Origin of the sequence: Bradyrhizobium sp. LTSP857 (assembly GCF_000938285.1) — a bacterium.
Classification (GTDB): domain Bacteria; phylum Pseudomonadota; class Alphaproteobacteria; order Rhizobiales; family Xanthobacteraceae; genus Bradyrhizobium.
Map to the genome: position 1 here is coordinate 1 of NZ_JYMS01000050.1, position 19,127 is coordinate 19,127.

The 19,127-nt window shown below is 61.4% G+C and carries 12 protein-coding genes and 3 pseudogenes; 7 read left to right on the top strand and 8 right to left on the bottom strand.

The genetic code is table 11. From position 1 onward, the window contains the following. Nucleotides 1-99: 99 nt before the first annotated feature. The gene (locus UP06_RS38125; RefSeq protein ID WP_044999801.1) at nucleotides 100-1,428 is read left to right on the top strand and encodes an IS1182-like element ISBrsp9 family transposase; all 1,329 of its coding nucleotides are present in this window, start codon (nucleotides 100-102) and stop codon (nucleotides 1,426-1,428) included. A 126-nt stretch (nucleotides 1,429-1,554) separates the two neighbouring features. On the opposite strand, the gene glgA is transcribed toward UP06_RS38125, so the two are convergent. Next, nucleotides 1,555-2,970, bottom strand: a complete 1,416-nt coding sequence (glgA, locus tag UP06_RS38130) for a glycogen synthase GlgA (RefSeq protein ID WP_045008880.1) — start codon at nucleotides 2,968-2,970, stop codon at nucleotides 1,555-1,557. Between the two features lie 204 nt (nucleotides 2,971-3,174). On the opposite strand from glgA, the gene UP06_RS38135 reads away from it, so the two are divergent. The 3 genes from UP06_RS38135 to UP06_RS38145 all read left to right on the top strand — a co-directional run bounded on the left by UP06_RS38135 (nucleotide 3,175) and on the right by UP06_RS38145 (nucleotide 6,845). Further along, nucleotides 3,175-4,371: a CaiB/BaiF CoA transferase family protein gene (locus UP06_RS38135; protein ID WP_045008881.1), complete on the top strand. Its 1,197-nt coding sequence runs from the start codon at nucleotides 3,175-3,177 to the stop codon at nucleotides 4,369-4,371. 142 nt (nucleotides 4,372-4,513) lie between these two features. After that, entirely contained in the window at nucleotides 4,514-5,581 is a 1,068-nt protein-coding gene (locus tag UP06_RS38140) for an alcohol dehydrogenase (protein WP_045009062.1), read from the top strand. Nucleotides 5,582-5,714: 133 nt separating this feature from the next. Further along, nucleotides 5,715-6,845 (top strand): isocitrate/isopropylmalate dehydrogenase family protein, encoded by a 1,131-nt coding sequence (locus tag UP06_RS38145; protein WP_045008882.1) that lies wholly within the window; start codon nucleotides 5,715-5,717, stop codon nucleotides 6,843-6,845. 33 nt (nucleotides 6,846-6,878) lie between these two features. On the opposite strand, the gene UP06_RS38150 is transcribed toward UP06_RS38145, so the two are convergent. Together UP06_RS38150 and fusA are read right to left on the bottom strand one after the other, a co-directional pair. Beyond that, a complete protein-coding gene (locus UP06_RS38150) occupies nucleotides 6,879-9,752 on the bottom strand; it encodes a glycoside hydrolase family 25 protein (protein WP_082078405.1) in 2,874 nt (957 codons plus the stop codon). Between the two features lie 101 nt (nucleotides 9,753-9,853). Further along, nucleotides 9,854-10,192 (bottom strand): annotated as a pseudogene (gene fusA / locus UP06_RS38155) (elongation factor G); the annotation flags it as partial. Here fusA and UP06_RS40485 point away from each other — a divergent pair. Further along, a pseudogene (locus UP06_RS40485) lies at nucleotides 10,162-10,607 on the top strand (isocitrate/isopropylmalate family dehydrogenase); the annotation flags it as partial. The pseudogenes fusA and UP06_RS40485 overlap by 31 nt on opposite strands. A gap of 44 nt (nucleotides 10,608-10,651) precedes the next feature. Here the strand turns inward: UP06_RS40485 and UP06_RS38165 are convergent. Together UP06_RS38165 and UP06_RS38170 are read right to left on the bottom strand one after the other, a co-directional pair. Beyond that, entirely contained in the window at nucleotides 10,652-12,427 is a 1,776-nt protein-coding gene (locus UP06_RS38165; RefSeq protein ID WP_045008885.1) for a B12-binding domain-containing radical SAM protein, read from the bottom strand. Between the two features lie 232 nt (nucleotides 12,428-12,659). Beyond that, complete coding sequence (locus tag UP06_RS38170) at nucleotides 12,660-12,977, bottom strand: antibiotic biosynthesis monooxygenase family protein (RefSeq protein WP_045008886.1); 318 nt, start codon at nucleotides 12,975-12,977, stop codon at nucleotides 12,660-12,662. A gap of 155 nt (nucleotides 12,978-13,132) precedes the next feature. Here UP06_RS38170 and UP06_RS38175 point away from each other — a divergent pair, with 155 nt between their 5' ends. Together UP06_RS38175 and UP06_RS38180 are read left to right on the top strand one after the other, a co-directional pair. Beyond that, nucleotides 13,133-14,011, top strand: a complete 879-nt coding sequence (locus UP06_RS38175) for a LysR family transcriptional regulator (RefSeq protein ID WP_045009063.1) — start codon at nucleotides 13,133-13,135, stop codon at nucleotides 14,009-14,011. A 219-nt stretch (nucleotides 14,012-14,230) separates the two neighbouring features. Then, on the top strand, nucleotides 14,231-15,874 hold the full coding sequence (locus tag UP06_RS38180) for a cytochrome P450 family protein (RefSeq protein ID WP_197087476.1): 1,644 nt from the start codon (nucleotides 14,231-14,233) through the stop codon (nucleotides 15,872-15,874). A 243-nt stretch (nucleotides 15,875-16,117) separates the two neighbouring features. Here the strand turns inward: UP06_RS38180 and UP06_RS38185 are convergent. From UP06_RS38185 to UP06_RS38195, 3 genes and pseudogenes are all read right to left on the bottom strand, one after another. Then, a pseudogene (locus UP06_RS38185) lies at nucleotides 16,118-16,922 on the bottom strand (enoyl-CoA hydratase). A 119-nt stretch (nucleotides 16,923-17,041) separates the two neighbouring features. After that, entirely contained in the window at nucleotides 17,042-18,370 is a 1,329-nt protein-coding gene (locus tag UP06_RS38190; protein ID WP_245305656.1) for a L,D-transpeptidase family protein, read from the bottom strand. A 360-nt stretch (nucleotides 18,371-18,730) separates the two neighbouring features. Next, nucleotides 18,731-19,102 (bottom strand): helix-turn-helix domain-containing protein, encoded by a 372-nt coding sequence (locus UP06_RS38195; RefSeq protein WP_045008888.1) that lies wholly within the window; start codon nucleotides 19,100-19,102, stop codon nucleotides 18,731-18,733. Nucleotides 19,103-19,127 lie beyond the last annotated feature (25 nt).

A 19,127-nucleotide genomic window follows, 5' to 3' on the forward strand; every position in this document is an offset into this window, starting at 1 on the left:
CCTCAGAGCGTGTGATTTTTTGGCAGCGTGCCAGGTAAATCTGTCCGAATGCCGGTGGCATGTGATTCTCTGGCGATGATGGATTGGCGGGAGGCGAAGATGGCTGCCGATGAATTGTTCGGTGATCTGCCGGCGCAGTCGAAGCCTGAAGCCGACGCGGCGCCGCTCGGCGCGCCACGGCTGCGTGAGCCACAGCGCGACCAGATCGCGTTGCGAGCGGTGGATATCGAGAGCCTGATCGGGGAAGACCATCCGGTGCGCCTGATCTGGTCTTATGTCGAAGAGCTTGATCTGAGTGAGCTGGAGAACCGGATCAAGGCCAGGGGCGACCGCCCCGGTCACCCCGCGACCTCGCCGCGGCTTTTGCTGGCGCTGTGGCTCTCAGCCACCAGCGAGGGCGTCGGCAGCGCGCGAGCATTGGAGCGACTGTGCGAGAGCCACGATGCCTATCGTTGGCTGTGCGGCGGGGTGTCGGTGAACTATCACATGCTGGCGGACTTCCGGGTCGGTTGCGCCGACCTGCTGGACCGGCTGCTCAGCGAGCATCTGGCGGCGCTGGCGAAGGCTGGTCTCGTCAATCTGGCGACACTGGCGCAGGACGGGGTGCGGGTCCGGGCCAGCGCGGGAGCCGCCTCGTTCCGGCGCGAGGCGACACTCGAGCGGCATCTGGCCCTGGCTGGGACGGTGGTGGAAGACCTCAAGCGCGAAGTCGACGTGCGCTCTGACGCCAGCAATCAGCGCGCCCGGGCAGCCAAGGAGCGAGCCGCGCAGGAACGCAGCGCGCGCGTGAAAGCGGCGCAGGCGGCGCTTGCCGAGATCAAGCAGCAGCGCAAGGAACGCGAGAGCAAGCAAGGCAATGGCAAGACGCCGAAGGAGCCGCGCGCGTCGACGACGGACGCCGATGCACGGGTCATGAAGATGGCGGATGGCGGCTTCCGCCCAGCCTACAACGTGCAGGTGACGAGTGCGGCCGGCGAGCAGTTCGTCACTGACGTTAAGGTATGCAACACGGGGTCCGACCGCGGGCTGATGCGGCCCATGCTGGAGCGGCAGCGCACGCGCCCTGGCGGCCTGCCCAAAGACCATCTCGTCGATGGCGGCTTTGGCAGCGCGGAAGACATCGAGTGGGCGCATGCCGAGGGCATAGAGGTTTTTTGCCCGCCCACTCAATCCAAGCACGGCACCGACCCCTACCTGCCGCGACGCGGCGACGGCGCGGGGGTACTGGCTTGGCGTGCGCGGATGGCGAGCAAAGAGGGCAAGGCCCGGTACAAGCCCCGTTCGATATGCGAGTGCATCCATGCCCGCTGGCGCAACTGGAACCTACGGCAATTGACCGTGCGCGGGATCGAAAAGGTCCGCGCCGTCGTGCTCTGGTACGCCCTCACCAACAACATCCTGCAAGGCAACCGCCTCCGCAGCGCATAAACGAGAGCTCATCGACGAACTCAGACCCGCCATTTACCGCGACAGGAAACTCCACTCCGTTCCGAACAAGTAAAAGCGTCACAAGCTCTCAGGGTGACGGGGGATAGAGTGGCGTATGGTGCTCTCTCACACCGCCGCGAGCTTCCGGTACAGCGCGTTGTAGCTGCCGGCCGAGATGCTCCAGGAGAACGAGCGTCCCATGGCGCTGCGGCGCATGGAGTCGAGCTGGTCCTGGGCCATGAAAGCCTCGAAGGCCCGGCGGACGCCGCCGAGGAAAGACTCGTGCGAGGGTTTTGAGAACAAAAAGCCGGTCTCGCCGTCGCTGATGGTTTCAGCGAGCCCGCCGGTCTGGTGGCCGATCGGCAGCGAGCCGAAGCGCTGGGCGTACATCTGGCTCAATCCGCACGGCTCGAAGCGCGACGGCATCAGGGTGAAATCGCTGCCGGCGAAGATGCGGCGGGCCTGGGCATCGTTGAAGCCGATCGTAACGCCGATCGCGTCGGGACGACGGCGGTGTGCATCGATCAGGGCCTGCTCCAGCGCCGGCTCGCCGGAGCCGGTGACCACGATCTGCCCGCCGGCGTCGACGATCTCGTCGGCCGCCGCCAGCACGAGGTCGATGCCCTTCTGGTGCACGAGGCGCGCGACGATGCCGAACATCGGGCCGCGCGACACCGCCAGCCCAAACTGCTTGCGCACATAATCCGCATTGGCCTTCTTGCCGACCCAGTCGCCGGCGCCGAATTGTTGCGCGAGCTGGGCGCAGGAGCGCGGGTCCCAGCTCTCGTCGATGCCGTTGAGAATGCCGGTGAGCTCGGCCGCATCGGAGCGCAGGCGCAACAGGCCCTCCATGCCGCAGCCGTATTCGGACGTGGTGATCTCCCGCGCGTAAGTGCCGCTGACGGTGGTGAGGTGCGAGGCATAGACCAGCCCCGCCTTGAGGAAGGAGAGCTGGTCGTAGAATTCGACGCCGTCGATGTGGAAGGAGCTCTCGGGCACGCCGATCCGTCGCAACGAGTCCTTCGGGAAGAGGCCCTGATAGGCGAGGTTATGAATGGTCAGGATCGACGGCAGCTTGCTTCCGCGCCAGGCGAGGTAAGCCGGCACGAGCGAGGCCTGCCAGTCGTTGGCATGCACCAGGTCTGCTGCCCAATTCTTGTCCAGCTTGCCCATGGCAAGCTCAGCGGCGGCCGAGGCAAAGCGCGCGAAGCGGATGTCGTTGTCCGGCCAATCGCGCCCGGACTCGTCGCCATAGGGATTGCCGGGTCGGTCGTAGAGTTGTGAGCACAACAGCACATAGACCGGCAGGCCGTCCTTGGTTGCGGCCCGGCCGAGCGAGCAAGCCGGCATCTCCGCGAATGCCGGGCAGCGTCCAACGATCTGTATATGCGTGAGTTGCTCGATGATGTCGCGATAGCCGGGCAGCATGATCCGGATATCTGCGAACGGACGAAGGGCTCTGGGAAGGGCAGCAGAAACGGCACCAAGTCCGCCGACGCGGACGAAGTCGTCCATCTCTGTCGTAACAAATAAGACCCTCAAGAACGATTGCCCCTTGCCGATCTAGTTTGCTGCTATGCAAGAAAGGGTCCAGTTGCCCCAGGATTCCAAAGCCTGCCCGCGAGTCGCGTCGGTTCGGTAAAGACTTTCCTACTTAGCCGCCGCCCTCTAGGGTCTGCGCACCAACGATAGAGAACATCGATTGTTCCTAGGGGACCCGAGGACACAGGCAGGGACGCGGCACGCATGCAGCTATCAGATAAGCATGAGGGGACGACGACAAAGGCCTTTGCCGGCCTCAGGGTCCTGGATTTTTCGACCACCATTGCCGGTCCCCATTGCGCGCGGATGCTTGCCGACATGGGCGCCGAGGTCATCAAGATCGAGACCGACGGCGGCGAGACGATGCGAACCCGGCCGCCGCTGCGCAAGGGATGCAGCACCGTGTTCGGCCAGCTCAATGTCGGCAAGAAAAGCGTCGTGCTCGACCTCAAATCGGAGGACGGCAGGGAGGCGGTCCGCCGGCTGGTCGCGACATCAGACATCCTCGTCGAGAACTTCCGTCCCGGCGTGATGCGCCGGCTGCGGCTCGACTACGACAGCCTGCGCCCGGTCAATCCGAAGCTGATCTACTGCTCGATCTCCGGCTACGGCCAGACCGGTCCCTCGGCCGAGCTGCCGGCCTATGCGCCGGTGATCCACGCGGCTTCCGGCTACGACATGGCGCATCTCGCCTACCAGCCCGGCCGCAGCCGTCCCGACTATTGCGGCATCTATCATGCCGACGTCGTCACCGGCACCTATGGCTTTGGCGCGATTGCGTCCGCGCTCTACCAGCGCACGGTAACCGCGCTCGGCCAGCACATCGACGTCTCCATGCTGGAGTCGATGCTGACGCTGACGGTGATCGAGTTGCAGAGCTCGCAATTCGCGGTAAAGCCGCCGCCGCGTCCGATGTTCGGCCCGACCGAGACGGCCAACGGCTACGTCATGATCACTGTCGCGAGCGAGAAGACGTTTCAGGGATTGATGGGCGTGATAGGCCGCCCCGAATGGATCGCCGACCCGCGCTTTGCCACCTACGCCGCGCGCCGCGAGAACTGGGCCGACATGATGGACGGTGTGGAGGCATGGTCGCGGCAGCTGTCGACCGATGAATGTCTTGTCGGTTTGAGCGCCGCTGGCGTGCCGGCCTCGGCGTATCGCACCATCACCGAGGCCTTGGCCGATCCGCAGCTCGCGCACCGGCAGGCGCTGTCGGCTGTCCAGGACGAGGGCGGCTCGTTCAGGGTTCTGAACCTGCCGTTCCGGATGACCGGTGCCGACACGACGCCGGGCGAGAGGATGGCCGCGCTCGGCGAGCACACGCGCGAACTGCGCAACGAGGTTGGCCTCGCCGACGACGCGCCAATTCCGTCAGGCAAAACATCCGTGCAGGGCTGACGAGCGGCTTCGTGCAGGCCAGCAATGCGGCGTTGCGCGTGGCCGGCTTGCCACCATCCGCCGATCAACTAGACAGGTTTGTCTCGTCCCGCCGCCCGTGGCATGGTGGCGCGACAACAAGAAATATGCCGGGAGGACGCCGATGAAGAGTTTCAAGGTCGCCGATTTCAAGGCGCCGCTGAAAGAGTTCGACGAGGCCACGCCGCAGCCATCGGGTACGCAGGTGCTGATCAAGGTGAAGGCGGCCGGCGTCTGCCATAGCGACCTCCATATCTGGGAAGGCGGCTATGATCTCGGCCACGGCCGCAAGCCGCTGTCGCTGAAGGAGCGCGGCATCAACCTGCCGCTGACCATGGGCCATGAGACGGTCGGCGAGGTCCTGGCGTTCGGCCCCGATGTCAAGCCATCGGATCAGGGTGATATCAAGCTCGGCGATGTCGGCCTCGTCTATCCCTGGATCGGCTGCGGCAAATGCGCCACCTGTCTTGGCGGCGACGAGAACATGTGCCTGACGCCGCGCTCGCTCGGCGTCTATTGCGACGGCGGCTATTCCGACCACATGCTGGTGCCGCATCCGCGCTATCTTCTCAATCTCAGGGGGCTCGATCCCGCATCGGCCGCGCCCTATGCCTGCTCGGGCGTCACCACCTACAGCGCATTGAAGAAGGTCGAGCAACATTTCGATACGCCGATCGTGATGTTCGGCGCCGGCGGGCTCGGTCTGATGGCCCTGTCGCTCTTGAAAGCCATGGGCGGCAAGGGCGCGATCATGCTCGATATCGATGCCAGGAAGCGCGAGGCGGCGGAGAAGGCCGGCGCGCTCGCGACCGTCGATCCCAAGGCACCGGATGCGCTGGAGCAACTGGCGAAGAAGGCGGGCGGACCGATCCGCGCCGTAATCGACCTCGTCGGCAACGCTGCTACCACGCAGCTTGGCTTCGACTGCCTGACCAAGGGCGGCAAGCTCGTCATCGTCGGCCTGTTCGGCGGCGGAGCGACCTGGGCACTGCCGCTGATTCCGATCAAGGCGGTGACGATCCAGGGCAGCTATGTCGGAAATCTGCGCGAGACGCAGGAGTTGCTTGAGCTCGTCCGTAGCAAGAAGGTGCCGCCGATCCCGGTGACGACGGCACCGCTCAACAAGGCCAACGATGCGCTGGTGCAATTGCAGCAGGGCGCGGTAGTCGGACGCACGGTGCTGACGCCGTAACCCACACTCTCTCCTCGTCATTGCGAGGAGCGAAGCGACGAAGCAATCCAGATTGTCTCCGCGGATGCAGTTCTGGATTGCTTCGCTTCGCTCGCAATGACGACTTGGCTAGCTCCTTCCCGAGGCCCTTGAAATGTCCGCAAACAACGCCTTCCACATCGCCGTGCTCGCCGGTGACGGCATCGGTCCCGAAGTCATGGCGCCCGCGCTCGAGGTACTGCGCAAGATCGAGGCGAAGTCGGACTTGCGTTTCCGCTTCACCGAGGCGCCTGCCGGCGCCAACAATTATCTCGCCACCGGCAAGCGCTTCACCGAGGCGCCTGCCGGCGCCAACAATTATCTCGCCACCGGCAAGTCGATGCCGGACAGCACCATCAAGCTCTGCGAGGAGGCCGACGCGATCCTGTTAGGGGCCTGCGGCCTGCCGTCGGTCCGCTACCCCGACAACACCGAGATCGCGCCGCAGATCGAGCTGCGCTTCATCTTCGATCTCTATGCCGGCGTGCGGCCGGCGCGGCTGATCCCGGGCGTGCCGAGCCCGATCGTCGGCGCCGATCAGCGTGGCATCGATCTCGTGGTGATCCGCGAATCCACCGAAGGCCTGTTCGCCTCGATGGGCAAGGGCATCGTCACCCACGAGGACGCGCGCGAGACGCTGGTGATCACGCGCAGGACCTCCGAGCGCCTGTTCGAGTTCTCGTTCCGCCTTGCCGAGCGGCGCAAGGCGCGCGGCAAGCAGGGCAGCCTTGCCTGCGTCGACAAGGCGAACGTGTTCAAGGCCTTTGCGTTCTTCCGCGGCATCTTCGATGAGATCGCGAAAAATCATCCGGAGGTGAAGACCGATCGGCTCTATGTCGACGCCTGCGCGGCGATGCTGGTGAAGCGGCCCTGGGATTTCGACGTGATGGTGATGGAGAACATGTTCGGCGACATCGTCTCCGACATCACCGCGAGCCTGATCGGCGGCCTCGGCATGGCTCCGTCGGCCGACATCGGTGACAAGTACGCCGTATTCCAGCCCTGTCACGGCACCGCGCCCGATATCATGGGGCAGGGCAAGGCCAACCCCACCGGCATGATCCTGTCGGCCGCGATGATGCTGGACTGGCTCGCCGACAAGCATGGCGTCGAGAGCGCGACTGAGGCCGGCGAGCAAATCGAGCGTGCGGTGGATCAGGTCTATGCCGGCGGCCTCAAGCCGATGGAATTCGGCGGCAGCAACGGCACCGCGGATATTACGAAAGCGGTGATTGCGGCGCTGTAGTGGTCAGAGGAGCACCGCTTCGCGCCGAATGGGCTAGCGCTTTCCGGGTGAAGCCGCGATGTTTGCGGAGACCTCTCTGGGTTGTTCGGCTACGCCGAATAATTTCTCGAACGCGTCGCCCGCGACAGGTACGTAACTAAAATCGATCGTCTTGGAAGACGTATTACGGTTGCAGGTGATGCCATTCCCAGTGCTTCCGTCCTCAAAGCGAAGCTTGCCGCTTTCTGTGAATTGCCAGAAGTGCGCAATATCGTAAGCCTTGTCGGGATAGGTCGCGTCTGCCGGCAGTGGCGGCATGCCCCATTTGACTCCCGAGCCGCCCCATGACGAATTGTGCTCCGGACCTGTCTTCGTATAGCGGGCGATCCAGATGGGATGGTTCTTGATCAGATCCTCACCCGCCTTCGTCGGGGTCATGACCAAATCCCACCAATCATCCGTGTTGGTGTAGATGATCACCTTCTTCCCGGTCGCTTTCTCGACCCGGCTGATCCAGTCGCGCGCCAGCGCGGCAATGTCTTCGCGCTTCACCTTGTACCACATATCGCAAGTGTATTTCGGTGGATTGTCATCAGACTTGCGCAGATAGCCTTCCGGGCATTGCTTGAACTCGTCACTGTCGACCTTCACGGCCGTGTGCGTCCCCTCCATGTCCAACACGGGCGAAAGCTGCTCCGGTTTGTGACCGTCGATCGCGCCAACGCTCTGGAGAAAATATTCCGCCTGAACCGTCGCATCGCCGGCGGGCACCCCAGGCGGATTTGGCATCAGAAAATGGTAGGCGCCGCGGAATAGCTTCCTTGAGCGATGGAGGCTCTCGAGCTCTGCCCAGACCTTGCCCGCCGAAAAATCCGCCGGCTTACCGCCCACCGTGTGCTCGTAATAGACGTAGCGCAGTCCCTGTTGCGCCAGTTTTTGCCAATCGACCGTGCAGGAACACTTGCTGCTGCTGTTATAGAGCTGCCGGTCGGTGCGGCATTCGGGAGGGCTGCCGTCCACATCGATCTCGTAATGCGAAAGGTCAAAGCCGAATGTACCGTTGGCGAACTTCGCCCGTTGCGCAGCGTCGAAAACATAAGCGGTTTCGGGTGCCGCAGGTGCGATTGGTTGCTGGGTCAAGACCTTGTCCTTCTCGGCCAAAGTCATGAGATCGAGACCCTTTCGCGCCACCTCCTGCTTATTCTCGATGCTTCCGTCGAGAGGCCTTCCGAGCGCCTTGGCTGTGTCGGCCAACAAGAGTTGGTCGCCTTCATTCCAGCATTGAGCCTCGATCTCCTGCCAAGGACGGCCGAAGTCGGCCAGAAACGTCGCCTCTTTTTGTTTGTCCTTCTTGACCTCGGCCAGCGCATCCTGAACGCCACCCTCCTTGGTGAAAGCCCACCGGACCGCTATCTCGTCGAGCGTGCTAAGATGAAGCTGAAGCAGCGATACTTCTCTCATACCCTTGCACATATCGTAGACGAGCTTGCGACGGTCGGCAGGCGGGTCATCGGTCGCTCCGTCGGGTTGCTTGTCTTTCTCACCATTGCCCGGCTTGGTCGCTTTCATAGCTTTGGGCTTTGTCTCCGGGCTCCGGAGATCAAACAGCGCAGCCGCGGGATTCTTGGGGTCAAGATTGCCGTCGACGGACTTCAACGCCGTCGTCATCGCGCTGCGAATCGAGACGTTGTCGGCCTCGCAAGTGCCTGAAGCTATCTTGCCGATAGCGCACTGACGGTAGGCCAGCTCGGGCGTATCGAAGATCGTGTCAGGGGTGATGTTGCCGCTACCCTGCAAGGCAATCGAAGCCTGGCGCCTGACATAGATCGCCAGGTTTCCCGGGCTCTGTCGGCTTCCGCCGTTTTCGTCCTGAAACAGGTCCGGAATCTCGACCAGGATTTTCCCATGCTGTGCATCTCGATCTGGGAAATAGGCGTTCAGGAAGTGGCTCACCGTTACCTGGTTCTGGACTGTTCCCGCTCCCTTGAATGCGTCTTGGAGCGAGTTGGCGAACGCCTGGGTACCGGTGGAAACGGGCGACGCGAGCGGATCGGCCACCGAAAACCATCTGGCGGCCGCGCTGAAGCTGGAGAATAGGGTGACGACCGCGTTGACGGCGCCGATATCCTTTGTCTTGCCTCCCGCCACGGTGAACTTGATCTGGAAGTCGTCGAACATGTCCTGAATGCGATCGGCGCGGCCACCATTCCAGGTGATCCACGGGAAACTCGGTCGCGTCGTGAAATCAAAGAAGCAGCCTGCTCCCGGTTTGCCATCGATGCCACCGCCTTTGGCAGCGAGGACGAGAGCTGCGTCACCCTTGAAAAGGTCGGTCGCACTGCTGCTCGACCATCTGTGTTGGATATTGGCTTTGACCGTCACCAGAGCCCCGGTTTCGGTCTTGAATAACTTTTGAAAGAAGCCGGCGATGTCGGCATCCTTTGTGCAGTTCCTGAACCCTTGCCGGAACTGCGGGACGATCTCCAGCCGATAGTAGAAATCGTAGCGGTTCAAGGGCTCCTTATGTGCCTGCGCGAAGGCGTAGTAAGTCGCGTCGACGTGCTTCGGCGTCTTGTCATTGTCGGCGAGAGACCACGGCGCCGTCTTGATGCTCACGCCGCTGCTGTTGCCGGCGTCCGAGTCAAGGATGACGATAGGATCTGTAAAGAGCTGCTGAGCCGTTTTTGGCTGCGCGGGAGCCGGTGGTTTGGGCGTCGTTACCGCAACGGGGCGTTTCTGCTGTTTCGGCTTGGCATCGACTTCACTTGCAATCAGCCCGCAGCTCACAATGGCCACCAGAAACAAAGCTAGCTTCCTCACAATCGCCCCCCAAATAAACAAATTAAAGTAGATATCTGGCGTCACGCCCGCAAAGGTTGTCAAGGTGCCCGATGACGATAGATGTGGGAAAGAGGTCGCGCTCGCCATGTTTCTGCTCCGGCAGATCAATTGCCTGCTATCGCAGCGCAACACCGTGAGCAGTGTTCACAGGAGCGACGTCGTTGCTATCCTAGTCCGCGGGGCGTCGTTCAAGCACGCATCCCGATCGCAGGCCGAGATGGTGGATCATTCTCGAGCGAGGCTGCCGAGGCATAGTGATCGAATTCCATTGTGAAGGTTGCGCGAGCTTGGCTCATCGAGCGCAGGTCACTTACGTAACCGAACATGTTCATGAGCAGCACCATCGCATTGATGACGGTGACGTCGCCGCGCGCGTCTTGACCCTGCACCTGTCCGCGCCGCAAATTCAGATCCGTGATGACAGGTCCGACACAGTCGTCGGGGATCATCATCTCCATCTTCATGATCGGCTCAAGCAGTATCGCCCCTGCCTTCTGGCGCGCCTCTCGGAACGCCGCACGATGCGCGCGAGACGCTGGTGATCACGCGCAGGACCTCCGAACGCTTGTTCGAGTTCTCGTTCCGCCTCGCCGAGCGGCGCAAAGCGCGCGAGAAGCAGGGCAACCTTGCCTGCGTCGACAAGGCGAACGTGTTCAAGGCCTTTGCGTTCTTCCGCGGCATCTTCGACGAGATCGCGAAAAATCATCCCGAAGTGAAGACCGATCGGCTCTATGTCGATGCCTGATCGGCGATGCTGGTGAAGCGGCCCTGGGATTTCGACGTGATGGTGATGGAGAACATGGCGTCGAGAGCGCGACTGAGGCCGGCGAGCAAATCGAGCGCGCGGTGGATCAGGTCTATGCCGGCGGCCTCAAGCCGATGGAATTCGGCGGCAGCAACGGCACCGCGGATATTGCCAAGGCGGTGCTTGCCGCGCTGTAGAAGGTGTGCCCATGCAGGGCGCGCCGATGTCCTGGCGGATGAAATTACCCCGCGCCATGCGTGAGATTGAAGACCTTCTTCTGATGAGCTGCGGATTGCTTTGCGCTTGAAGTTTGCGTCAGCAACTCGAGCGATTCATCGTCCTCGTCGCTGGCGCGCGACAAGGCTTGATCCGTGTATTTCAGACGATTTGGATCACGGGAGATTTTAAGACCCTGGACAGCAAGACGTGACAGTGCAGCAATTGCAATTGCCGTCTTGTATGCGATCTCAATTGTCAGCTTTGGCCAAAACCAGAGAGCGCTCTCGGCTGAAAGACCTGGACGTCGCTCGGTGGGATGGCGCAAGCGAATGATCCCCCATTGCAGCGGATGGACATTCTCAAGCCTCTGGCTCAACGAGAACGTAGCGAGCAGCTTCACCAGGCTACTTAAATTGACGCCGGTCGCCGCGCCCCGGAGCAGCAGCGTCTTCATGTGCTCTGGCGTATAATATAGTGCCCAGGCCTCCCAATAGATCGCTTTCCACTCGTCTTCCGACATGCGGGAATGTGCGGCGCAGACATGCTCGAGGTCGTAATTGTTAAGATCGGGATCCATCGGAACTTGGGCGGTCCAGAGGTTCTTGTGATCCTCGGAACCCGGCAACGGGGTCAGACAAAAGAACTCGAGTATGTCGATCGGCAGCTCGCGCTTGATAATTGCAATATCATTGCGGATCGATTCAGGTGTGTCGGCCGGAAAACCCAGGATGTACCCGGCAAGTGTGAGAATGCCCTGATCTTTCCAGGCCAGCAGCATCTTGCGATACTCGGTGATCTTGTTTTGTCGCTTCTTCGCCGCCAGGAGATTGTCAGGATTGATGTTCTCGAGCCCGATGAATACGCGAGTCACGCCCGCGCGTTTTGCTTTCTCGATAAAATTTGGAATTTTGTGACAAAGTGTGTCCACCTGGATCAGAAGCCCAAGGGGGATGCCTTGGGATTCCCGCAGCCAGATCAAGCGATCAAGGATTTCTTCCCAGTGCTTGTTGCGCGCAAAGTTATCGTCGGTGATGAAATATTTGGAGACACCTTGCTTCCAGTTGCTGCGGACCAGCGCCTCGACATCGTCCGGTGTCCGGAAGCGCGACTTGCGTCCCTGCACGTTGATGATCGTGCAGAAGGAGCATTGGTAGGGGCACCCGCGTCCGGCATCGAAGCTGGTACTCAGACCTAAAGTTCGTCTCACGTTCTCGATCGGCAGGAAGGGCGCAGGCGTACCTTCAATGCCGGGCAAGTCTTTGAGAAAATTGTAAGTGGGCTCCAGCCGTTGGGCAGCGGCATCCTGCAGGACGATATCGAGGCGACCTTCCGCTTCGCCAGCGAACACAGAAACCTTCATTGCGCGGCAGGCGTCCAAATCGACCGCGCTGCCGTCGAGCATCGACAGGCAACCCGAGACGTGAAAGCCGCCGATGACGACCTGAATATCGGCTTCGCGCAGCGGACGGGCGATATCGAGAGCGCGAGGATACTGGTTCGACTGCACGCCGACGAGCATGACCACGCCGAAATTGTCGTGCCGCGAAAAACGCGCCACCAGCTTTGAAATGTCAACGCGGGCGCTGAATTCGTCGATCGCCTCGATATCGATCTCAACATCGGGCCCCAGCACGCGACGTGCGTCGCTTTCCTGCGCAATTCCATAGATGCTGGCAAGCGAATTGGAGGGAATAGTCGCCCGCCACCATCGGATCACATATCCGTCTTCGCCGTAATGTGACGGTTTGATCATCACCAGCTGGAAGCGGCGTTTTGGCTGAAGAACCGAAGCCGACATCAATCGCTTCCCTTTTTGAGACTTTTGCAGCCTAGCACATCCCGGCAGCGAGTGTTGCTCAGCTTTGGGCCAAAAGCCGAGATCCGTCAAAGTGGTGGCGACCTCCATTACGGGCCCACGAGCAGACTCATCCAAGCCGCAGTCCTATTCGATGATCTGGTCGGCATGGCCGAGCAGTGACAGGGGCAATGTCAGGCCGAGCGACTTGGCTGCCTTTCGACCGATGGTCAATTCAAACGCCGCGGGTTGCCTTTGCAGTCCACACTCGCTCCCGAATGACGCTGCAAATCTGGAACTTGAATTCGTTGAAAAAGGCCTCGACCCCGCGCCGCTTTGCCTTGGCGTGCTCGGGATCGATCCGCCATTGATGAAGCGCTTCCTCGGTCTCGAATTCGACGATCGTCACTCGCTCTCCATCGTCCGCAACAAAGCCCTTGTGCGAGATGTAGCCAGGTATTGCTTGCGCCAGTTCACTCATGCGCTTTGCCATCGGCGCATATTCATCCTGCACGCCGGGATTCAGCCGCGTGCGAAAGACAGTGACGATCATCAGACAAGCTCCTGTGTGTGACGAACTTTGTTCACCGCCTTTGCGGCAGTCATCGCCTGGTCGGCAGCGCCATCGTCCGTGCCGCGATCTTTACGTGAGGCGTATCATCACATATAATGAATAATTATGATCTAGTTGATCACGTTGAGAGATATATGGATCTGTCGGATCTGCGGATATTCGTCGCTGTTGTGCGCGAAGGCGGTGTGACCCGCGCGGCTGAACGGCTGCATCGCGTTCAGTCCAATGTGACAACCCGTATCCGGCAGCTGGAAGAGGATCTCGGCGTAGCCCTCTTCATTCGAGAGGGTAAGCGTTTTCATCTGGCCCCCCAGGGGCAGGTGCTGTTTGGCTACGCCAATCGCCTGCTCGCGCTTGCGGACGAAACACGCGATGCCCTGCAAGACGCAAAACCACGCGGCACGTTCCGCCTCGGCGCGATGGAAAGCACGGCGGCTGTCAGGCTGCCGGGACTGCTCAGCGAATACCACCAACGGCATCCAGGCGTCGTTCTGGAGCTTCGCACCGGCAATCCACAGTTTCTCGCGAGCGCCATTCTCGCCGGCGATCTCGATGCAGCGCTTGTTGCCGAACCCATCGCCGATGAGCCATTTGAGAAGGTGCTCGCCTTCGAGGAGGAGTTGGTGATTATTGCGGCCGCCAATCATCCGCCGATCGGTAAGAAGGGCAGCAACCTGCCACGTACCATCATCGTCTTCGAACACGGATGCCCGCATCGCAAGCGTCTTGAAGACTGGTACGCAAGGCGCAACGAAATGCCGGAACGCATGATCGAACTGGCGTCGTATCACGCCATGCTGGGCTGCGTCGTTGCGGGCATGGGCGTCGCCCTGATTCCCAAAAGCGTTCTCACCACTTTTCCAGACAGAAGGCTTTTGAGCGTCCACCCCTTGGGACGAACGGAGAACCGGGCGTGGACAGTGCTCATCTGGCGCAGGGGAGCGGGCTCGGCGAACGTTCAGGCCTTGAAGGAGATCTTGCAGGGCTCCCGGTTGGCAGTCAGAGGGCAGTAAAGACAGCCACGGCAGACGCGCGCTCAGACTTGGGTTTTGACCGCGTCATTCAGAATCTCAGAGGTGCTTCATCGCAAGCAGCCCAGGGTTTTTGCTGATGTCCGCACCTTCCGAAGTTCGATTGAATCGGCATCTTCATGCGCGCCTCGTTCCGGGCGAGCAAGTCTGTAAAGAACCGTCATACCCGGGCGAGGAGTTGCCACCAGGGAGTTTAGGCCTATGCCCCAGCCGTTCGAAGATGGCGCCTCTGCAAGCTCAAAGTCCTTGGAAGGCTCGGCGGATCATCTTTCTCCTCTCTCCATAGAAAGACGAATGCTCCTCATGGGCACCGCGGCTCTTGCTGCAGGCGGGCTCTCCACTCAGGCGTCTGCTGCGCCTCAGGCTCCTGACCTCTCCGCGGCCTTGGCGAAATTCCGCGCTACGATCCCAAGTCACTTCGACCGCGACTACGTCGACAACGCAGTGGTCCCGTTCTTTCTCGGCAGCATCTTCGCCGGCGAGCGACCGATCCTTCCCATGATCGACCTTCCTCTCACCAAACAGGACGCGATCCCTTGGGACTTTTGGGGAATGCTCTACCAAGATTGGAAGCCGACCCCTTCGGACGGCGTGACAGTTTTCCTCGAGGGGCTCGAGAATCGCGGCGCCAACAACCTGCGCAAGCGTATCTATTTCACCGGCGTCACTCCCGACCTTTATGTTCCGAAGTATCAGGCCAAGGTCGTCGCGTTTTTCGACACGCTTCTTGACCCCAAGTATGCCGACAAGCCTTTCATGCGCCACTACCTCGACCATTTTTGGGATATCTATTGGGATCTGCACCTCGGCGTGAAGGGCGAGGCCGTACCGCCTCAAGTCCGCGCGATCGGAGAAGCCTTCAACACGGTGCTCGCCTTTCGCAATCCATTGCAGGAGATCGTATACGAAAACTATATGACCGTGAGGGCGCTTCGGCCGTTCCTTGCAAAATGGATTGATGCGAGGCTGGACGACATCGCGAACGAAAGGGTTTCCAATCCCGACAAGACCATCGCCTATTACTGGCTCAGGAATGCGGGCGACGGAAAGCATTTTGCCAAGAAAGACGTTGTCTTTGAATGCTTCCACAATTTCGTAGCGCTGAGCCAATGGGGAAACTCCATCTTCGGCATCATGACGCGCCTGAACCAGAACGGAGGGGATCAAGCGGTGCGAGCGGCCTTCCAAAAGACGATGAGCGGGAACTTCGACAATGCGAGCGGAGCGCCTTATACGCCCCTCGAGCTTCTGGTGATGGAGTTCTTCCGCACTATCTCGCCGAACGGCGGCAGTATTTCGGCGGTCACGGACACGCGCGCCTCGTCCTTCTACGGCGGCTCTCCATTCGCCCAGTTCGGTGTGCCCTACGAGCGGCACTCATACATGAATACGCCCCATACCGAGACGAGCTTCGACCCGCGTCTGTGGAAGGAGCCTGAGCGGTTCGACCCTCAGCGGTACCTGGGCGTGCCGACCAGCGCCCAGATCGATGAGGCAAAATGCAAGCAGATCGGTCTGCCGCGTTGCCCCTTCGACATTACGACGCTTCCGGTAAGTGACGGGCGGAAAACCGGCATCACCAACAGCGGCTTCGGCACAGTGTTTGCCGTGTCGGAAGGAAAGCCGGCACCAGTTTGCGATTATGCTGGATTCGCCCCGTTCGGCTTCGGTTATCGACGTTGTCCCGGCGAGCAGCTGACAATCGACGTGTTCGGAGATTTTCTCCGCAAGGTATGGCGCGACAAGATCGTCTTCCACAATCTCAATCAGTCAAGACCTGGAAAGGTTCCGGTTGGGCCCGGCGCGGTGATCGACGATGACATCGGGTTCTCGAGATCTGCCTAGCGCGTCTCTCCGAAACGCGCGCCCGCAATGCGTCGGCACGTTGCGAGAGGCTCGACTTGAGATCGGCTATCAACTCGACCTTCGCGCGGTCGGCGCCATCATCGAATTCTGCCCGTGTTTTGCCCGACGAGTCAAACTTCGTTGTCGCAACCGCTCAAGTCATGCCGGGCGAAATTGTTGAGCAATTTCTACTTTGCATGGGGTTGTTTTCGAGTTTTTTGCTGGCGCGGCCGGACGCCGAGGTTATTTCCCTGAAAACTGCGGCTTGCGCTTCTCCATGAAGGCCTGCCGGCCCTCGCGGAAATCCGCCGAGTCCATGCAGGCGATGCCGATCGCCTTGATCGCGTCCATGTCGCGCCCGCTTTCGTCCTTCAGCACCTGTGCGATGGTGATCTTGGCGGCCTTGATCGCGAGCGGCGCATTGGTAGAGATCGTCTCCGCAATCAGCATCGTCTCGCCCCAGAGCTGATCGTCCGGGACCATCCGCTCGATCAGGCCGATGCGCAGTGCCTCCGCCGCGTCGATGCGCATGCCCGTGTACATCAACAGCCGCGCCCAGGACGGTCCGACCAGCGACACCAGGTGCCGCAATCCGTCAAAGCCATAGGCGATGCCGAGCCTGGCCGCGGGAATGCCGAACTGGCTGCTCTGCGCGGCGATGCGGATATCTGCGAGCATCGCGACCTGCATGCCACCGCCAAGACAAAAACCCTGGATGCAGGCGATCGTTGGCTTGGGGTAGTCGGCGAGCAGGGCGCGCTGGGCGGCGCTGCGCCTGCCATATTCTTCTGACGCGGCGGGTTTTCTCGAACTGGCTGATGTCGGCGCCCGAGACGAACGCCTTGCCGCCGGCGCCACGCAGGATCACGACGCGCACCGCGTCGTCGTCGCGCAGGCTGGTCAGCGCCTCGCCAAATCCCTCCCACATCTCCAGCGACATCGCATTGCGCTTGTCGGGATTGTTGAAGGTGATCACGCCAACGCCGTCGGCGGTGTGTGTGATGATCTTGCCGTCGGCGTAGGAAGTTTCATGGGAGAGGTCAGGCATCGCGCGCTCGCTCATATTTGGCGAGGCGTAATGTGCGACTTTGGCGCGGCCGGGGTCAACCGCGGCGAGGCGAGGGGGTCCGCACCCGCCTGTGCCGCGATTGCATGGCGCGCTCGCGCCTACTGCGCCATATGCGCGGTCAGCGGATGGTTGCCGGCATTGCTGAAGAACGCAGCCTCCTCGGCGGTGGCCTCCAGCAATTGCTCGTCCTGATTATAGACGTCGTTGCGGAACTGGATGGTCTGGTCCTTGGTCATCCAGGCCGTGAGATAGATCCAGGCCACCGGCACCTTCTTGGCCATGGCGACCTCCAGATGCTGCCCGGTGGCAATCTCCGTGTCTATCGCAGCGCGGGTCCATTTCGGCTGGTCCTTGAGCAGCCAGGCGGCGAGATCTCGCACATTGTCGACGCGCGAGCAGCCGTGGGAATCGAAACGGTAGTCGTCGCTGAACAGATTGCGCTGGTTGGTGTCGTGCATGTAGACCGAATAGGAATTCGGCATGTCGATCTTCACCGCGCCGAGCGCATTGAATGTGCCGTTCTGCTGGCGCACGGTAAAGTTCGGCGTGTGCGTGCCCGACCAGTCGACCGAATGCGGATCGATCGGATTGTCGTGGCCGTCGAGCACCTCCATGTGCATGCGCGACAAATAGGTCGGATCCTTGCGCATATGCGCGGAGATTTCGGTCTTGGCGATCGAGGACGGCACCGTCCAGGTCGGATTGAGGACGACACCGGTGATCTGCGCCGTCAGCGTCGGCGACGGCTTTTCGGTCTTGCCGACGATGACGCGATAGCGCCGCACCACAACGTCGTTCTCGACCGCTTCGGCAAAGGCGGCTGGGATGTTGACCACGACATAGCGCTGGCCGAAGCTGAAATTGGTGTTCTCGAGCCGCTCGAGCGAGGCCTCGAGCTGACGGATGCGCTTCTGCACCGTCACGTTCATCGCCGCGAGCGTGCGCGGCGTCATCATGCCGGTCGGCGCAAGGCTGTGGCGCGCCTGGAAGCGCTTCACGGCGTCTGCGAGATCCTGGTCGAAAGCGCCGCTCGCCTTGTCCGCGGCAAGGTCACTGGTGAGGATCAGGCGTTTGCGAAGGATGTCGTCATTGGCGCCCTGGACGCCGAGCGTGAATTTGGCGTCCGCAGGGATCGCCGGCCAGCCGCCGCGCACCGCGAGATCGGAATAGCTGAGCGCCGCGTCCTTGATGCGCTGGGCGGTGCCCTCGTCATAGGTCGGCTCGTGCGTCAGCGCCAGCGCCGCTGCCATGCGGCTCTCCGCCGTTGAAGCCGGTGTCGCGATGGCTGCTTTTGGCGCGGCCGGAGTGACCGGCTTGGGGCCGGCCTGGCCCGTGGTCTCGGTTTGCGCGAGCGCCGAGGCGCTCGCAAACAGGCCCATGGCAATGATCATGGCATGGCGCTTCAGCATGTGTCTTGTCTTCCCCATCAGGCAATTCCCGGCCGCCGTGCTGCGTGCGCCGATTCGCAAAATCGGCGGGAAGCTAGGGCATCAGGGTTGCGGTCCCATTAAGCACGGCGCATCGAGGCCCTCGCGCATCCAACGCGGAGGCTCTCGATTAGGTCGCAACGAGGTCAAGACGGGTTCGCGAAAAACCGCGACGAATGGCAACAAGAGCCAAGAAAAAGGGGCGGCGAGGCCGCCCCGAGAACCTTGCGCCGCGCGCCGATAGCGCGCGGGCCCAACTCTGATCCACCAGGTCCCGATCCAGTCGGTCTCGCCCAATCCGGCCGCGCCCCCCGACGCGGCGGATTGAACATCGATCTGAGAGGCCAGACCGTCGATCGATCAGGCTTCGTTCGCCGCGATCGATTCCATCAGCGAGACGAGCTGACGCTGCACCGTCTGGTCCTTGATCTTGCTGTAGGCGCGCAGCAGCCGGAGGCTGAAGGCGCTGTCGAGGAAGAGCAGGCTCTCGACTTCGCGGGCCTTGTTGTCGCCGTCATAGAAGAAGGTCACGGGCACATCGAGGGCGGTGGCGATCTGCTGAAGACGAGCCGCGCCGACGCGATTGACGCCCTTCTCGTATTTCTGGACCTGCTGGAAGCTGACGCCGAGCTTGTCGCCGAGCTCAGCCTGCGAGATCTTCATCTCGACGCGCCGCAGACGGATCCGTTTGCCCAGCTCAATGTCCGGCTTGCCGGCACTGCGCTGCTTCATTCTTTTCGCCGCTGTTTTCATACTA